This window comes from Hymenobacter cyanobacteriorum (genome assembly GCF_022631375.1).
Lineage (GTDB): Bacteria > Bacteroidota > Bacteroidia > Cytophagales > Hymenobacteraceae > Hymenobacter > Hymenobacter cyanobacteriorum.
In genome coordinates, this window is sequence record NZ_JALBGC010000008.1 from 13,952 (window position 1) to 30,062 (window position 16,111).

Sequence of the window (16,111 nt, forward strand, 5' to 3'; positions counted from 1 at the left end):
GCTGGCTCCGAAATCGCACTATTGATGCAATTGAAGTAGGTAATGACCAGCCAAGTATTTGAACTGCCCGACCTGAAGCTGGAAAGCGGCGAAACCCTGACCGGGGCGCACGTGGCTTACCAGACCTGGGGCCAGCTAAACGAAGACCGCGACAACGTGGTGTGGGTGTGCCATGCCCTGACGGCCAACGCCGACGTGCTGGCCTGGTGGCCGGGCCTGGTGGGCCCAGGCTGCTACTACGACCCGACGGAGTGGTTTATTGTGTGCGCCAACGTGCTGGGCTCGTGCTACGGCAGCACCGGGCCACTCGATGCCGACCCGGCCACCGGGCAGGCGCGCTTCCAGCACTTCCCACTGCTGACCATTCGGGACCTGGTGCAGGCGCACGAGCTGCTGCGGCAGGATTTGGAAATCACCGACATCAACACGCTGATTGGGGGCTCGCTGGGCGGGCAGCAGGCGTTGGAATGGGCGGTGCTGCGGCCCGATTTGTTCGACCATCTGGTGGTAATTGCCACCAATGCGCGGCATTCGGCCTGGGGCATTGCCTTCAACGAAGCGCAACGGCTGGCCATTGAGGCCGACCCGACCTACGCCGCCGGCCAGCCCGGCGGGGGCGACGATGGCCTGCGCGCCGCCCGCGCCATTGCGCTGCTGAGCTACCGCAGCTACCCGGCCTACGGCGAAACCCAGACCGACCCCGACCCCGACGAACTGCTGCGCGAGCACCGCGCCAGCACCTACCAGCGCTACCAGGGCGACAAGCTTGTGTCGCGCTTCGATGCGTACAGCTACGTGTCGCTCAGCCGCAGCATGGATACGCACAACCTGGGCCGTCGCCGCGGCGGCGTGCCGGCGGCTCTGGCCCGCATCGGAGCGCGCACGCTGGTGCTGGGCATCACGTCGGATGTGCTGTTCCCGCTTTCCGAGCAGCGGGAACTGGCGGCCCACATCCCCGGGGCGATGTACGGCGAGCTGGATTCGCGCTACGGGCACGACGGCTTCTTGCTGGAAACCGCGGCCATCACGCACTTTCTGGAGCTGTTCTACGCGCCCACGTTCGTGCATTAACTGGCTGAGGCTGTCATCCTGAGCGCAGCGAAGGACCTTTTCACGGCTGAACGATTGGGTGCAGTCGAAACAGCCGTGAGAAGGTCCTTCGCTGCGCTCAGGATGACAGCCGTGGGCCAAATAAAATCGGAATACCATCCCCTTTATGGACAACCAACAACAACCCCTGCGGCTGGGCCTGATAGGCTTCGGCTGCGTGGGACAGGGCTTCTACGACATCATCCGGCAGCAGCCTGAGCTGGGTTTGACGGTGGCGCGCATTGCGGTGAAGAGCCCCGACAAGCCCCGTTCGCTGCCCGCTGAGCATTTTACTTACCATGCCGACGAGTTGCTGAACGACCTCACGCTGGACGTGCTGGTGGAGGTAATCGACGATGCGGCCGAGGCCTTCCGGCTGGTGAGTGCCGCGCTGCGCCAGGGCCGCCGAGTGGCCACGGCCAACAAAGCCATGCTGGCCCGGCACCTGCCCGAGCTGGTGCAACTGGAGCAGCAGCACGGCGGCACGCTGCTCTACGAGGCGGCCGTGTGCGGCAGCATTCCGGTAGTGCGCACGCTCGATGCCTACTTCAGCCATGAGCCGCTGCGGGCGGTGCGGGGCATTTTCAATGGCTCCTCTAACTATGTGCTCACGCGCATGAGCGAGGAAGGCTCGGACTACGCCACGGCGCTGGCCGAGGCCCAGGCGCTGGGCTTTGCCGAAACTGACCCCACCCTTGATATGGGCGCCTTCGACCCGCGCTCGAAAGCGGTGATATTGGCGGCGCATGCTTACGGCATTTTCCTGAACCCTGACGAAGTATTGAACCTGGGCATCGAGGCGGTAGGCGCGGCCGACATTGCCCACGCCGCCGCGCGTGGCCAGAAGGTGAAAGTAGTGGCCAGCGTGCAGCGCCTGCCCAACGGCCGTGTAGCCGCGCTGGTGACGCCGCAGCTGCTGGGGCCGGAATCGCCGCTGTTCGCCGTGGAGCACGAATTTAACGGCGTGGTGGTGGAGGGCGAGTACGCGGGGCCGCAGTTCCTGGCCGGGCGCGGAGCCGGCGGCCACCCCACCGGCTCGGCGGTGCTGGCCGACGTGCTGGCCCTGCGCCGCGGCCTGCGCTACGGCTACGCCAAGCGCACCACGGCCCCGGCCGTGCAGCCAGCCGAGGAACTGGAGCTGGACATCTACCTGCGCCACGCCGACGTGGGCGCGCTGCGCGAGGTGCTGACGTGGCTGGAGTTGCCGGCCACCGCCCTGCGCACCGACGTGCACGGCGTGTACGCCACCGGTGCGGTGCCGCTGCTACGGCTGGCGCAGTGGCGCGACGAGCTGCGGGCCAACGGGGTGTTTGTGGCTCGTCGCGGCGAGGTGCGGGCAGGGGAGGCCGTGGCCGAAAGCCGGCTGGCGGCGGGTGCCGTGGCCTAAAAGTGCCCGTGCAACCGGCTCGAAATAGGAGAGAGGATAGACAAGCGGCTGCGCATGGCGCCGCTTGCTCAGCCGGAGTGGCTTGTTAGTTACTCTGGCATCATGGTTAGCGGCGACTGTAACGTGAACTTGCTGCACGTGGGCCTGATGGCTTTTTATGGTCCGTATTCAAGATGCATGCTGGCACTGCCAGCCGGGCTGCCAGCGGGCGTGTGCAAGGTGCGGCCCAGCGCTTAGCAGTGGCGTAACCAGGCAGCTACGGCAGTACACGCAAAAAGGGCGAGCCAGTGGCCCGCCCTTTTTGCGTAGAAGGCATTGGCCGAGACCTATTGGAACTCGATGCGCACCGGCAACTGGCCAGGCACTGCCAGCAGGTAGAGGCCGGCGGGTAGGCTGCCGCGTGACACCAGCAACTCGCGGCTGATGGAGCTGAAGCTGCGCACGAGGCGGCCGGTAGCATCGCGCAACTCTACCTGGGCGGGCAGCGGCCAGGCCTCGGGCAACTGCAGGCGCAGCTGGTCGGCGGCCGGGTTGGGGTAGGCCTGGGCGAGGGCGACCGGCTGGCCGCTGCCCGCCCGGGCTGCCAGCACCGTGCCCGCCTGCCCCAGGCTGGGCCGCAGAAAGTCGCGGATGGCGCGGAAGGTGGTGTCGGCGTAGGCCGTGTTGCCTTCGAAGGGAATGTGGCCGGCCCGCGACAGCCGCACCAGCGTGTTGCGCACGCCCACGGCCGTGGCGCGTGGGTTCAGGCGGCCGCTGCCATACACGTACTTGGGCGGCAGCAGCGAGCCCACCCGGCCCTGGAAGTAGGGCACCGTATTATCGGCGGTGCCGTGCACACTCAGCAGCGGCGCGTTGCCGGCCTCGATGAGGCTGGGGTTTTCGGTAGCGCCGCTCAGGTTGAGCACGGCCAGCACGGCGCTGCTGTAGCCCGGGTTGCCGCTGTTGCCCTCGATGCCGCCCAGCGCGGCCAGCCCCACGTAGGCCGGCACTTCACTGGCCTTGTCCAGATAGCCCACTTCCAGCGCCATAAAGGCGCCGGCCGATGAGCCGCCCACGGCGATGTAGCTGGGATTTACGCGGTAAGTGTTGGTGGTAGCCGCGTCTTTGCGGAAAAAACGCACGGCCGCTCGCAGGTCCTGCATGCCGCGCACGGCGGCCTGGGCCACGCCCACGGTGTCGGCCGCCGGGGGCGGGAAACCCGTAATCGGGAAGCCCAGCCGGTACTCGATGCTGGCCGCCACGTAGCCCAGCCGCGCCATCCGCGTGCAGATGTTCACCATGTAAGCGTCTTTGCGCGTGCCCGCCAGGAAACCGCCCTGGTGCGCGAAAATGATGACCGGCCGGCGTGCCACTACGTCGCCCACGGGTTGGTAAATGTCCATTTTCAGCGCTGCCGCCGTGCCGTCGTAGTTCGTAGCGGCCCCGTAGTCCACATCTGGGGTCACGGCCGCGCTGGAAAAGATGGGCCGGTAGTAGCGCCCGCCGGTGGTATCAATCTGGGCGCGGGCCGCCGGACCGGCTCCCAGCATCAGCAGAAGCAATAGTAGGAGTTTAGTTTTCATTGTTATCAAGTAAAAAAGGATTTCGAAGTTGTAAGCCCGTCGTGCTACACTGAACGCTGCACGACGGGCTTTTGGGTTGTTCTACCTTATTGCACCACCACGCGGCGCACCACGGCCGTGCCGCCTACGGCCAAGTGCAGCTGGTACACGCCCGGGGCCAGGCCGCGCACGTCGAAATCAGCCGTTAGTGGCTGGCCGGCCGGGGTGGCGAGCTGGCGCTGGCGCACCACCTGGCCCAGCGCATTGCTGAGCCGGGCCGTAACCGCCGTAGCGCCCGTGGCCGGCAGCACCACGCGGAAGCTGCCCACCGCCGGGTTGGGGTATAGCTGCACCTGCTCGGCCAACTGCGCGGCGGCCGTAGCCGTCGCGGTGCCGGGCCGCAGCTCCAGCGCAAACCGGCCGGGAGCGGTGGTACCAGCCAGCGCGAAAGAATAGCTGCTGCCCGGGGCCAGCACCGTGCGCGTGCCGGCCAGCGCATCGGTGAGGGTGAGGCTGGTGCCGGGAGCGAAGTTTTGCAAGTCGGCAGCGGCGAGTGTGTAGCGGCCGGGCTGGGGCACGGCCACGGTCAGCGGTACTACGGTGGTAGCAGTTAGTAGCGGCAGGCCGTTGATGGACAAGTCCTGGCCGGCGGCGGTGCTGGCCAGGTTCAGGCCGCTGGGGTTGGCCAGCTTGCGAGCGTCGTAGCGGGCATCAGGGCCGGCGGTGGCCCCGGTTTCGAGGTATACAAAGGCTTCATCGGTGGTAGTCGGGGCGGCCTCCGGGGCCAGCGTGAGGCGCAGGCGGGCGCGCGGGTCGGCGGCGGGGCGCTGCACGGTGGCGGCATTGGCGGTGGCAAAGTCGGTGATGCGGGCCGCCGTGGGGAAGGTGAGCGTGACCGGCGTGGCTCCCGGCGAACGCACGAAAAACGCCTGCCCCAGCGGAATGGTGCTGCCCGGTGCGCCGCCCACGCCGTTCACGTAGCTGCGGTAGTTGCCGCCGTACTGGCTGCTGCTTACAAAAATGTACATGGCCCCGTCGAGGCCAGCCGGCACGGGTACGGCATCCCAGTTCAGGGCCGAGGCGAAGGGGTTGCCCAGCAGGTGCCAGCCGCCATCGGCCGATACCGCCCCCGGCAGCGTGGCGCTGAAGGCCGCGTTGTTGCTCGTGAGCGTACCGCTGAAACTAAGTGTCTGGCCGGCGCTCATATTCACGGTGTAGCCGCGCCCGGGCAGCAGCTGGTCGCTTAGGCTGGTGGGGGCCTCGTAGCCGCGGTCGAAGGGCGCGTAGGCGTTGGCCCGCGTTACGCGGCTCTGGTCGTAGAAGAAAATGTTGGGGAAGGGCGAAGTCGTGCCCGGCGTAGCTGAATTATTATACGTAGCGGCCTGGCTGATTTCGGGCGCGAAGCTGCCGCCGTTGGCCGTGTTGTTCAGCCCGCCTACCGTAGCGCCGGTTACGGGTGCGGCCAGGTGCCGGTAGCCCAGGCCGGGATTCACGCTGGGGTCGATGTAGCGCTGCACGGCCAGGGCAGTCGTGAGCGTACCCGCGCCGGGCGTGGCCAGTGCCGTGCCGGCCGGGCCGGAAAGCAGCGTCAGCCCCGCGCTGTTGTCGAAGGTGCCGCTGGTGGGCAGTAGGCGCTGGCTGATGCTCAAGGTCTGGCTCAGCGTGAGGGTGCTGCCGGCCGGCACGGCCACTTCCAGCTCGCGCACAGTGCCGGGCAGGCCCGCGCCGGTGGCCTGGTTGCCGGTGCCCACATAAGCATATACTGCGCCCGGGCTGAAGCTGCGGCTGCCGGTGTTGCGAATGGCGCCCGTAGACCCGCTGGCGCTGATGCCCGCTGCATCGCAGATGCGCAGCGAAGCGCCGGCCTGCAGGTCGAAATTGCCCGGCCCATCTACCACGAAGCAGTTGGTGCCCAGGCTGCCGGCTAGCTGGCCGCTCAGGCTTTTGATAACCAGCGTGCCGTACACGGTGATGTTGCCGGCCAGCGTGGCCGTGCCGCTGTTGATGGTGATGTCCTGGTAATTGCCGCCGGGCACGGTTGTGTTGCTATTAATAGTCAGGCTGGGCAGCGCGAACGGGCCCAGCAAGGGCCGCAGAAAGGCCCGGATGTCGCGGTAAGTCGTGTCGGCGTAGGCGGCCGAATTGGGGCTGCCGGCATTGGCGCTCTGCACGGGGTACTGCGGAATGTGCGGCGCCTTGCTGAAGCGGCGCAGCACGTTGAGCACGCCCACGCTGCTGGCATAGGGGTTCAGCAGGCCGCTGCCGAACACGTACTTCGGCGGCAGCGGCGACACATTTACCTTCCCTTTGAAGTAGGGTACCACCGCGTCGGAGGTGCCATGGGCGCTATAGAGTGGCGCATTGCCGGCTTCGATGATGCTGGGCGGGTTGGTAGCCCCGCTCAGGTTGAGCACAGCCAGCACGGCGCTGGAGTAGCCGGGGTTGCCGCTGGCGCCCTCAATCCCGTCCATCAGCGCAATGTTTACATCGGCGGGCACCTCGCTGGCCTTGTCGAGGTAGCCCACTTCGATGGCGGCAAAGCCGCCCGCTGAAGTACCACCCACTACAATGCGGCTGGGGCTGATGCGGTAGGTATTGGTAGTAGCCGCATCTTTTCGGAAGAAGCGCACGGCAGCCCGCAAATCCTGCATGCCGCGCAGGGCGGCCTTGCTGAAATTGGTGGTGTCGAGCGGGAAAAAGCCCAGCCGGTAGTCAATGCTGGCCGTGACGTAGCCCAGCTTCGCAAATTGCGTGCAGACGCTCGCCATGTAGCTCTCACTGCGCGAGCCCGTGACGAACCCACCCTGATGGGCAAAAATGATGACCGGCCGCTCGGCCGTAGCGTCGCCGACGGGCTGGTAGATGTCCATCAGCAGCGTTTGGGTACCGCCGGTAAAGGTTACTGCCGAACCATAGGCCACGCCGGAAGTCACCGTTACGGTCGGGAAAATGGGCCGAAAATACCGCCCGCCGGTGGTGTCAATGGGCGTTTGGGCCAGCGCCGGCCGGGCCAGGCCGAGCACCAGCAGCAACCCGAAAAGGAGTAGAGATTTCATAGGGACCGGGAAAAGGATGAAGAGTCGAATGTAGGGCTTTCAGCTTGACGCAGAACCGGCCGCCGGGGTTGGCCTCCGGTCTGCACAGCCGCGCCGCCGTGCGTTATTTGCGACCGTTTTCCCTGCTGCTTTGTTTTTGCTTATGTCCGTTCAGTTTCCCGCCCCCCTGCAGGCCGGCCAGCGCGTGGCGCTGGTGAGCCCGGCCCGTAAAATCTCGGCCGCCGAGCTAGCTCCCGCCATTGCCACCCTCGAAAGCTGGGGCCTCGAAGTGGTATTGGGCGAAAGCATCGCCGGCGACCACCACCAGTTTGCCGGCGACGACGACCTGCGCCGCCGCGACTTTCAGCAGCAGCTCGACGACCCCACCATTCGGGCCATTCTGTGCGCGCGCGGCGGCTATGGCACCGCCCGCATCGTCGATGGCCTCGACCTCACGCGCTTCGCCGCTGCGCCCAAGTGGGTGGCCGGCTTCTCCGATGTCACGGTACTCAACTCTCACCTGCTGGCGCAGAATTACGCCAGCATCCACGGCGTGATGCCGGTGCTTTTCCATCAGGCCGGCGGCGAGCTGGCACTCGAAACCCTGCGCCGGGCGCTATTCGGCGAAGCGTTTCAGCCCATCGAAGTAGCGCCGCACCCGCTCAATCGGCCCGGCACGGCAACCGGCGAACTGGTGGGCGGCAACCTCAGCCTGCTCCAAACTATCACGGGCACGCCCTCGCAGGCCAGCTTCGCGGGCCGCATTCTCTTCCTCGAAGACCTCGACGAGTACCTCTACCATGTCGACCGCATGCTGCTGCACCTGCACCGCAGCGGGCAGCTGGCGGGCCTGGCCGGACTGGTGGTGGGCCACTTCTCCGACATGCGCGACAACACCATTCCCTTCGGCACCACGGCCTGGGAAATCATCGACCGCTACGCGCGGATGTATGATTTCCCAGTGGCCTACGGCTTCCCCACCGGCCACGAGGCCGACAACCTGGCGCTGGTGGTGGGCCAGTCGGCCACGCTCACAGTGCGTGCGGATGGGGCGCGACTAGCTTAGCATCTGCCCAACCCCGCCCGAAGCCGTAGCTTTGTGCCAGTCATTCTGCCCTTTATTCGCTTACATGAAAGGAATTATTCTCGCCGGCGGCTCCGGCACCCGCCTGCACCCGCTCACGCTCGCTGTTTCGAAGCAACTCATGCCCGTGTACGACAAGCCGATGATTTATTATCCGCTGTCGATTCTGCTCTCGGCCGGCATTCGGGAAGTGCTGATTATCACCACACCCCACGACCAGGAGCAATTCAAGAAGCTGCTGGGCGATGGTAAAAACCTGGGCTGCGATTTCCAGTACGTGGTGCAGGAAGTGCCCAACGGCCTCGCCCAAGCCTTCGTGCTCGGCGCCGATTTTATCGGTAAAGACAAGGTGGCGCTGGTGCTCGGCGACAATATTTTCTACGGCGCGGGCCTAGAGGAGCTGCTGAAATCGAACAACGACCCCGAGGGCGGCGTGGTGTTTGCCTACCACGTGCACGACCCCGAGCGCTACGGCGTGGTGGAGTTCGACGCCGACAAAAGAGCCCTTAGCATCGAGGAAAAGCCGGCCAAGCCCAAGAGCAACTACGCCGTGCCCGGCCTGTATTTCTACGACAACGACGTGGTGGAAATCGCCAAAAACCTCGAAATGAGCCCGCGCGGTGAGTACGAAATCACCGACGTGAACCGCGAGTACCTGCGCCGCGGCACGCTCAAAGTGGGCATCCTCGGCCGCGGCACCGCCTGGCTCGACACGGGCACCTTCGAAAGCCTGATGCAGGCCGGCGAGTTCGTAAAAGTCATCGAGCAGCGCCAGGGCCTCAAGGTGGGCTCCATCGAAGAAGCCGCCTACCGCCAGGGCTTCATCGACGCCGACCAGCTTCGCGCCATTGCCGCCCCGCTCCGCAAAAGCGGCTACGGCGACTACCTGATGAACCTGCCCGAGCAGCTGCTGATGGAGGGGTAACGGCTGTCATTGCGAGCGCAGCGAAGCAATCCTTCCTCCTGATGCGACCAGCCTAACAATGTGATAAAGCCCCGACGCTGCTAAGTGCCGGGGTTTTTCGTGAGGGCTTGTCACATCCCATGGGTTGGTCGCTAGGAGAGGAAGGATTGCCGCGCTTCGCTCGCAATGACAATGACTACCCGGTACCTATTCGTCCAGATACTGGTGTACGAACTTGATGGCCATGCTGCCCTCGCCTACGGCCGAGGCTACGCGGGCCATGGCCCCGGCGCGGCTGTCGCCGGCGGCAAAGATGCCGGGCGCGCAGGTTTCGAGCAGGTAGGGCTCCCGGTCTTTTTTCCAGATGTCGGCGTAGCGCGGGTCGGCCACCAGGTCGCGGCCGGTTAGCAGGAAGCCCTTGCCGTCGCACATCACCTGGTCGCATATCCATTCGGTGCTGGGCTTGGCCCCGATGAAGACGAACAGGGCGCGGGCCGGGCGTTTTTCCACGGTGCCGTTCACATCCACCATCACGGCTTCGAGGTGGTCTTGGCCGCACACTTCCTTTATCTGAGAGTGCGGCAGGATTTCGATGTTGGGCGTCGCGCTAATCTGCTCAATCAGATACGCCGACATGCTGGCCGCCAGGCTGGCCCCGCGAATGACGATGAACACGCGCCGGGCGTAAGTGGCCAAATACATGGCCGCCTGCCCGGCCGAGTTGCCGCCGCCCACGATGTACACATCCTGCTCGTCGCAGCTGCGGGCCTCGGTGCGGGCCGCGCCGTAGTACACGCCCGCGCCGCTCAGGCGGTCCATGCCCGGCACGTCGAGGGTGCGGTAGCTCACGCCAGTGGTCAGTATCACAGCTTTGGTGCTGATTTCCTGGCCGCTGCTGAGCGTGAGGACTTTGTAGCCGTCCTGCAAGCAGAGCTTGGTGACTTCCTGCGGGGCCAGAAACTCGGCCCCGAGGCGCACGGCCTGCGTCCAGGCGCGGTGGGCCAGCTCGGCCCCGCTCAGGCCCGTGGGGAAGCCCAGGTAGTTTTCGATGCGCGAGCTGGAGCCCGCCTGCCCGCCGGGGGTCATCCGCTCGATTATCAGGGTTTTGAGGCCCTCGCTGGCGCCGTATACCGCCGCTGCGAGTCCCGAGGGCCCCGCGCCCACCACCACCACGTCGTACATGTCCTGCGAGGCCTGCTGCGTGATGCCCAGCTTGCTGCCGATGTCGGCCGGCGTGGGGTTAGCCAGCGAGCTGCCATCCGGAAAAACAACGACGGGCAGCTGGCTGGTTTCGTAGCCTTTGGCCGCCAGTAGCTTGCGGCCCTCGGCATTGTTTTCATAGTCAAGCCACTGGTAGCCCACCAGGTAGCCGCTGAGGAAGTCCTTCAGCTCGTGCGAGCGTGGCGACCATTGGAAACCAATCAAACGCAGCCCATCATACTTCGGCTTGTTGGTGGCTTGCCAGGCGGCCAGCAAGTCGTGCAGCGTCGGGTAGAGCAGCTGCTCGGGCGGGTCCCAGGGCTTCATCAGGTAATGGTCGAGCCGGGCCGAGTTGATGGCGCGCACCGCGGCCTCGGTATCGGCGTAAGCCGTGAGCAACACGCGTTTAGCATCCGGGAAAAACTCGCGCGAAGCCGTGAGTAGCTCCACGCCTTCCAGTTCGGGCATGCGCTGGTCGGCCAGAATCAGGGCCAGCGGCTCTTCTTTTTCGGCCAGTTCTTTAATCGTAGCCAGCGCCTCGGGGCCGGAGTTCACGCGCAGAATGCGGTAGTCCTTACTAAACTCCTGGCGCAGGTCGCGGGCAATGGCGGCCAGCACCTGGGCGTCGTCGTCAACGGCGAGAATAATGGGTTTTTTGGCAGCCATGAGTTGTTTTCTGGGATAGGATGGTAAAGAACGTTACGTAATCAGAACGTCATGCAGAGCGTAGCGAAGCATCTTTACCCCGATACTAAATCTGTTGATTGCATTGAGCGGTAAAGATGCTTCGCTACGCTCTGCATGACGTTCTGGCTTTGCGCGATGGTTGCTCACCCGCCCATCACTGGCAGCCAGGCGCAAAACTCCGTGCGCCCCGGCACCGAATGCACTTCCAGCCGCCCGTCGTGCTGCCGGATAATTTGCTGCGCAATGTCGAGCCCCAGGCCCGAGCCGTCGCCGGCCTGCTTGGTCGTGAAGAACGGCTCAAAAATATGCGGCAGCACGTCGGTCGGAATACCCGAGCCATTGTCAATCAGAAACACGCGCACGAAGTCGCCCTCGCGCACGGTGCGCAACGTGAGCTCGCCGCCCTGGGCCGGCAGCGCGTCGATGGCATTGTCGAGTAGGTTGGTCCACACCTGGTTCAGGCTGCTCACCTGCCCGCGGATGCGCGGCAGGTCGGCCGCGTACTCGCGAGTTACTTTAATGTTCTTCTTGCGCAGCAGGAAGCCCAGCATGTTCAGTGTGCTTTCGAGGCCGGCCGTCACATCCAGCGGCTCGAAGCCACCGGCGCGGTCCATGTGCGAGTAGGTTTTCACGTCGGCCACCAGCTTGCTGATGCGGCCGCCGGCCTCCTGCACGTCGCGCACCAGCTGCATGGTCGTGAGCTGGCCTTCGAGCCAGGCGAAGGCGGCCGGGCGAGCCTCCGGCGGCAGCAGCGCGGCCGTGGCGGCCAGCGACTTGGTTGTTATTCCCGCCTCCAAAAACGCCGTGGCCAGGCAATAGCCATCGGCTACGCCGTTGGTTTCGAGCCATTCGGCCAGCGCATCCTCCGCATCGGCGCGGGCCAGCGCCGAGAGCGGCGCGGCTGGCTCGCTGGGTACCGCCAGCCCGGTGAGCGAGCGCATGGCCTCGGGCGACGGACAGTAGCCCACCAGCTCCACAAACAGCGCGGGCTTGGCCGCGGCGCGTTTGGCCAGGGCTTCGGCGGCGCGGGCAATGGCGGCGGCGGGGTTGTTCAGCTCGTGGGCCAGGCCAGCCGAAAGCTTACCCAGGGCGCGCAGCTTATCGTCGCGCTCCTGGGCGCGCACTTGGTCGCGGCTGCGGTCGTTCATGATGGCCACCAACCGCTGCACCAGCTCGGGGCTGGCCGCTTCGAGAGCCGGGAACTGGTCGCGGTGCAGTCGGTAAAGCACGGTTTCGCCCGCCGCCACGCCCTGCCCCGCAATGATGCGCAACCGCGAGTACGGCAGCACGCCCGACACCTGTCCGGCCTCCACCCGAAATATCGGGTCGCGCTGCGCACCCTTCACCACGTAAAACTGGATGCCGCCGCGCAGCACGGCCGTCATGAATTCGGCCGGCGCGCCGGGCTCGAAAATGGTTTCGCCGGCGGCATAGCTTCGGCCTTCGCCGTGGGTTAGCAGCCAGGCCACGGTGTCGGCGGGCAGGTCGGCGAAGGCGGTGATGCCGGCCAGGTCGGTGGGGGCGAGGGCAGTAGAAATAGTCATGTTTGCATAACCCGGCGGCGGGCATAAAGTTGAACCACGACCGGCTGACACCCGGCGTACCTTGCGGCCCGATGATACGGCGCTTAGGGCGCTAAAAACCGGTTTCGCAGCAACTTTTTTGCCGCCGTCGGCCTTGTCATTATTCCCCTTCTATCAAAATCAACCCTGTTTATGGCCAAAGCCAGAACCGTCTATTTCTGCCAGTCCTGCGGCGCGCAATCATCGAAATGGATAGGCCGTTGCCCCGTGTGCGGCGAGTGGAATACCTACGTCGAGGAGGTTATCCAGAAGGAAACCGTGGCCACCACCACCGGCCAGTGGAAGCCCGCCAGCACCGTGCCCGGTGGCAATGTAGCCAAAGCCGCCAAATCGGTCCCGCTCAATAGCATTCTGGCCGAAGACGAGCCCCGCATCCTCACCCCCGACGGCGAGCTGAACCGCGTGCTCGGCGGTGGCTTGGTGCCGGGCTCTATCATCCTCATCGGCGGTGAACCGGGTATTGGCAAAAGCACGCTCATGCTCCAGATAGCCCTCAGCATGCGCAAGATGAAGGTGTTGTACGTGAGCGGCGAGGAAAGCGAGGCCCAGATTAAGATGCGCGCCGAGCGCCTGGCCGACGGCCAGCACCCCGGCTGCTACATCCTGACGGAAACGAACACGCAGAACATTTTCCGGCAGATTGACCAGGTGCAGCCCAACCTGCTCGTCATCGACTCCATCCAGACCATGCACTCCACGCTGGTCGAAAGCGGGGCGGGCTCGGTGAGCCAGGTGCGCGAGTGCACCGCCGAGTTCCTGAAATTCGCCAAGGAAACCAGCACGCCGGTCATGCTCATCGGCCACATCACGAAGGATGGCAGCATTGCCGGCCCCAAAATCCTGGAGCACATGGTCGACACCGTGCTGCAGTTCGAGGGCGACCGGCACATGAGCTACCGCATCCTGCGCACCACCAAAAACCGCTTCGGCAACACCTCCGAGCTGGGCATCTACGAGATGCAGGGCGACGGCCTGCGCCAGGTGAGCAACCCGAGCGAAATCCTGCTCTCGCAGCGCGGCGAAAGCCTGAGCGGCATGGCCATTGGAGCCACGCTGGAGGGCAACCGTCCGCTGCTGGTGGAAGTGCAGGCCCTCGTGACGCCCGCCACCTACGGCACCCCGCAGCGCAGCAGCACCGGCTTCGACGCCAAGCGCCTGCAAATGCTGCTGGCCGTGCTCGAAAAGCGCGCCGGCCTGCGCCTGGGCCAGCACGACGTATTCCTGAACATCGCCGGCGGCCTGCGCCTCGACGACCCCGCCCTCGACCTGGCCGTATGCGCCGCCGTGGTGTCGTCGCTGAACGACGTGCCCATCCCCGGCCACGTGTGCTTGGCCGCCGAGGTGGGCCTGAGCGGCGAAATCCGGGCCGTAACACGCCTCGACCAGCGCCTCGCCGAGGCTGAAAAGCTGGGTTTCCGGGAGATGTACGTGTCGCAGTTTAACGGCAAGGGCCTGGATTTGGCTCGCTTGGGCATGAAAACCTACGCCGTGGGCCGGCTCGATGAGGTATTGGATGGCCTGTTTGGCTAGGGGCCCGGTAGCCGGTTTAAATCGGTGGGCGTGAGTGCAACGCGCAGGTCTATCCAAAGCACGGCAATGGCAGGCAAAAAAAAGTGCGGACCTGATTTGGATTTTATAAATCAAAAAGCCGTATCTTCGGAGTGCTGATAGGCTTTTACCGCGAATTTTATTAGGCCGACTGGCACTTTTCCCCTCCGTAATATTGTTGGCCCGGCCAACTGCTCGTATACCGCGCTATGACCGCATTATTTACCACCTACGTTCATCGAGTGCTAGTGGCGGCACTAGTGGCTGCGCCTGCGCTGTGCTACGGCCAGCACAAATCGCCGGCTAAGCACCGTAAGCATTCGGTACAGCATGCTACTACGGTAACCAAAGCCGCCGCACCTGCTGCCACAACCACGACGATGCCCGCTGCAGCTACCACTGCGCCTGCTCCGGCGGCCACACCGCCCGCGGCGGTGCAAACCCCGGCCCCAGCTACTCCTAAAACGGCTACCGTTCCTGCTCCGGCAGCCGCCCCGGCTAAAGCAGCGGCCACGGCTCCCAAGCCTATGGCCAAACCCGCGCCGGCTCCTGAACCAACGGGCAAAGCCTTTTTGGTTGGCCGCATCAGCGGCTCGACGACTGACTCGATAGCGGTGTCGTTGCGCGAAAATCCCCTCGACCCCAAGGACAAGCTGATTCGGGTGCCGGTGAACGAGAAGGGCGAGTTCAAGATTGCCATTCCGCTCTACGGGCCTACCAAGGCCGACTTGGTGTATGGTGATGACGTGGCCCCGCTCTTCCTCGACGCGGGCACCGACTTGGATGTGCGCTTCAAGGGCAACGACATGTCGACGACCATCAAGTTCAAGGCCAACGACGTGCCCACCGGCCTCGGCACCAAGCTGCGCAACGGCTCGAACTTGACCGAGCAGCAGCGCCACCGCCAGCAAGCGGCCAACGCCAACAACTACCTCTCGGAATTCGACGCCCAATTCGTGGAAAACGACGGTTTCCAGGTATTGCCCGACAACATTCAGCTGTACGAAGCCCCGTTCATTTCTTTCCTGGAGTACCGCCGCAAGCACGAGTTGGAATTTCTGGAAGACCACGCCGCCAAGCAGTCCTTCACCCAGGAGTTTTACAACTACGCCCACGCCGAGGTGGTGTATTCCTACGCCAACGATAAGCTGACCTTCCAGGACCTGCGCGAGCAGGTGGTGAACACCGAAGGGCGCCTGAAAATGGCACCCGACTACTACAACTTTCTGCGCGAGCCCGGCATCCTGAATGAGCCCAACGCCGCTCAGAGCGAGTTGTACCACGAGTTTCTGCTCAACTACGTGCACTTCGCCGTGGCCCAAGACAAGCACCAGCGCGCCGACCCCGATTTTTATCCCGCCTGCTACGCCCTGGCTGTGAAAAAGCTCGGCGGCCCCACCCGGGCCATCATTCTGGGCCGCATCCTGCAGGAGTCGTTCCGCTTCGGTCACGTGAAGCAGTCGGCCGCCATGCTGGCCGATTTCCGCAACTACGATTCGCGCAACCTGTATTATCCCACGCTGCTCAGCGATTTTGACCGCCACAAGGACTTCGCCATTGGCGCACCGGCACCCGATTTCAAGCTTACTTCGGCCACCGGCGATACGGTGCATTTGCACGATTTTGTGGGTAAGCTGGTGTACCTGAATTTCTGGAAGTCGACCAATGGCCTGTGCTTGCGCGATTTGGCCTACGCTCAGGAGCTGATGCGCAAGTTTGAGGGCAAGAACATTGTGTTCATTAATGTGGCCCTGGACGAGAACGAGCAGGCCTGGAAGTCGCTCGTCAATATCAAGAAGCTACCCGGCGTGCAGGTGCGCGTGCCCGGTGGCGGCCTGCGCTCGGCTACGGCCCACGCTTATGCTTTGCAGGAAGTGCCTTCGTACTTCCTGGTGGGCGAGGACGGAACCTTCCTCAACACCAAGCCCAAGCGCCTGAGCAGCCGCGCGGCGGTGGACGAAATCAACCAATCCTTTGGCAAGGCCAGTACCTACACCAGCGCGATAGAATTCGCGCCGGCCACCAAGAAATAGGCAGTAACTCATTGATTGTC

10 protein-coding genes are annotated in these 16,111 nt (G+C 64.6%); 6 read left to right on the forward strand and 4 right to left on the reverse strand.

Annotated elements, in window-relative coordinates; all coding sequences use genetic code 11:
• Positions 1 to 42: 42 nt before the first annotated feature.
• Both MON38_RS22195 and MON38_RS22200 read left to right on the forward strand, forming a co-directional pair.
• The gene (locus MON38_RS22195) at positions 43 to 1,071 is read left to right on the forward strand and encodes a homoserine O-acetyltransferase family protein (protein ID WP_241938356.1); all 1,029 of its coding nucleotides are present in this window, start codon (positions 43 to 45) and stop codon (positions 1,069 to 1,071) included.
• Between the two features lie 145 nt (positions 1,072 to 1,216).
• Positions 1,217 to 2,476, forward strand: a complete 1,260-nt coding sequence (locus MON38_RS22200; protein WP_241938357.1) for a homoserine dehydrogenase — start codon at positions 1,217 to 1,219, stop codon at positions 2,474 to 2,476.
• A gap of 326 nt (positions 2,477 to 2,802) precedes the next feature.
• Here MON38_RS22200 and MON38_RS22205 read toward each other — a convergent pair whose 3' ends face one another.
• Together MON38_RS22205 and MON38_RS22210 are read right to left on the reverse strand one after the other, a co-directional pair.
• Positions 2,803 to 4,038 (reverse strand): alpha/beta hydrolase fold domain-containing protein, encoded by a 1,236-nt coding sequence (locus MON38_RS22205; protein ID WP_241938358.1) that lies wholly within the window; start codon positions 4,036 to 4,038, stop codon positions 2,803 to 2,805.
• Positions 4,039 to 4,124: 86 nt separating this feature from the next.
• Positions 4,125 to 7,073 (reverse strand): carboxylesterase family protein, encoded by a 2,949-nt coding sequence (locus MON38_RS22210; RefSeq protein WP_241938359.1) that lies wholly within the window; start codon positions 7,071 to 7,073, stop codon positions 4,125 to 4,127.
• A gap of 142 nt (positions 7,074 to 7,215) precedes the next feature.
• On the opposite strand from MON38_RS22210, the gene MON38_RS22215 reads away from it, so the two are divergent.
• Both MON38_RS22215 and rfbA read left to right on the forward strand, forming a co-directional pair.
• Positions 7,216 to 8,118 (forward strand): S66 peptidase family protein, encoded by a 903-nt coding sequence (locus MON38_RS22215; RefSeq protein ID WP_241938360.1) that lies wholly within the window; start codon positions 7,216 to 7,218, stop codon positions 8,116 to 8,118.
• Between the two features lie 64 nt (positions 8,119 to 8,182).
• Complete coding sequence (gene rfbA, locus MON38_RS22220) at positions 8,183 to 9,061, forward strand: glucose-1-phosphate thymidylyltransferase RfbA (RefSeq protein WP_241938361.1); 879 nt, start codon at positions 8,183 to 8,185, stop codon at positions 9,059 to 9,061.
• Between the two features lie 186 nt (positions 9,062 to 9,247).
• Here the strand turns inward: rfbA and MON38_RS22225 are convergent, their stop codons facing one another.
• Together MON38_RS22225 and MON38_RS22230 are read right to left on the reverse strand one after the other, a co-directional pair.
• Complete coding sequence (locus MON38_RS22225) at positions 9,248 to 10,906, reverse strand: FAD-dependent oxidoreductase (RefSeq protein WP_241938362.1); 1,659 nt, start codon at positions 10,904 to 10,906, stop codon at positions 9,248 to 9,250.
• A 164-nt stretch (positions 10,907 to 11,070) separates the two neighbouring features.
• A complete protein-coding gene (locus tag MON38_RS22230) occupies positions 11,071 to 12,471 on the reverse strand; it encodes a sensor histidine kinase (protein WP_241938363.1) in 1,401 nt (466 codons plus the stop codon).
• Between the two features lie 171 nt (positions 12,472 to 12,642).
• Here MON38_RS22230 and radA point away from each other — a divergent pair, with 171 nt between their 5' ends.
• Complete coding sequence (gene radA / locus MON38_RS22235; RefSeq protein WP_241938364.1) at positions 12,643 to 14,040, forward strand: DNA repair protein RadA; 1,398 nt, start codon at positions 12,643 to 12,645, stop codon at positions 14,038 to 14,040.
• Positions 14,041 to 14,267: 227 nt separating this feature from the next.
• Positions 14,268 to 16,091 (forward strand): TlpA family protein disulfide reductase, encoded by a 1,824-nt coding sequence (locus tag MON38_RS22240; protein ID WP_241938365.1) that lies wholly within the window; start codon positions 14,268 to 14,270, stop codon positions 16,089 to 16,091.
• The last annotated feature ends 20 nt before the right edge of the window (positions 16,092 to 16,111 follow it).

Bases quoted from the DNA above. Each gene is read 5' to 3' on its own strand.
- MON38_RS22195 (WP_241938356.1), top strand. From the start codon at position 43: ATGACCAGCCAAGTATTTGAACTGCCCGACCTGAAGCTGGAAAGCGGC.
- MON38_RS22200 (WP_241938357.1), top strand. From the start codon at position 1,217: ATGGACAACCAACAACAACCCCTGCGGCTGGGCCTGATAGGCTTCGGC.
- MON38_RS22205 (WP_241938358.1), bottom strand. From the start codon at position 4,038: ATGAAAACTAAACTCCTACTATTGCTTCTGCTGATGCTGGGAGCCGGT.
- MON38_RS22210 (WP_241938359.1), bottom strand. From the start codon at position 7,073: ATGAAATCTCTACTCCTTTTCGGGTTGCTGCTGGTGCTCGGCCTGGCC.
- MON38_RS22215 (WP_241938360.1), top strand. From the start codon at position 7,216: ATGTCCGTTCAGTTTCCCGCCCCCCTGCAGGCCGGCCAGCGCGTGGCG.
- rfbA (WP_241938361.1), top strand. From the start codon at position 8,183: ATGAAAGGAATTATTCTCGCCGGCGGCTCCGGCACCCGCCTGCACCCG.
- MON38_RS22225 (WP_241938362.1), bottom strand. From the start codon at position 10,906: ATGGCTGCCAAAAAACCCATTATTCTCGCCGTTGACGACGACGCCCAG.
- MON38_RS22230 (WP_241938363.1), bottom strand. From the start codon at position 12,471: ATGACTATTTCTACTGCCCTCGCCCCCACCGACCTGGCCGGCATCACC.
- radA (WP_241938364.1), top strand. From the start codon at position 12,643: ATGGCCAAAGCCAGAACCGTCTATTTCTGCCAGTCCTGCGGCGCGCAA.
- MON38_RS22240 (WP_241938365.1), top strand. From the start codon at position 14,268: ATGACCGCATTATTTACCACCTACGTTCATCGAGTGCTAGTGGCGGCA.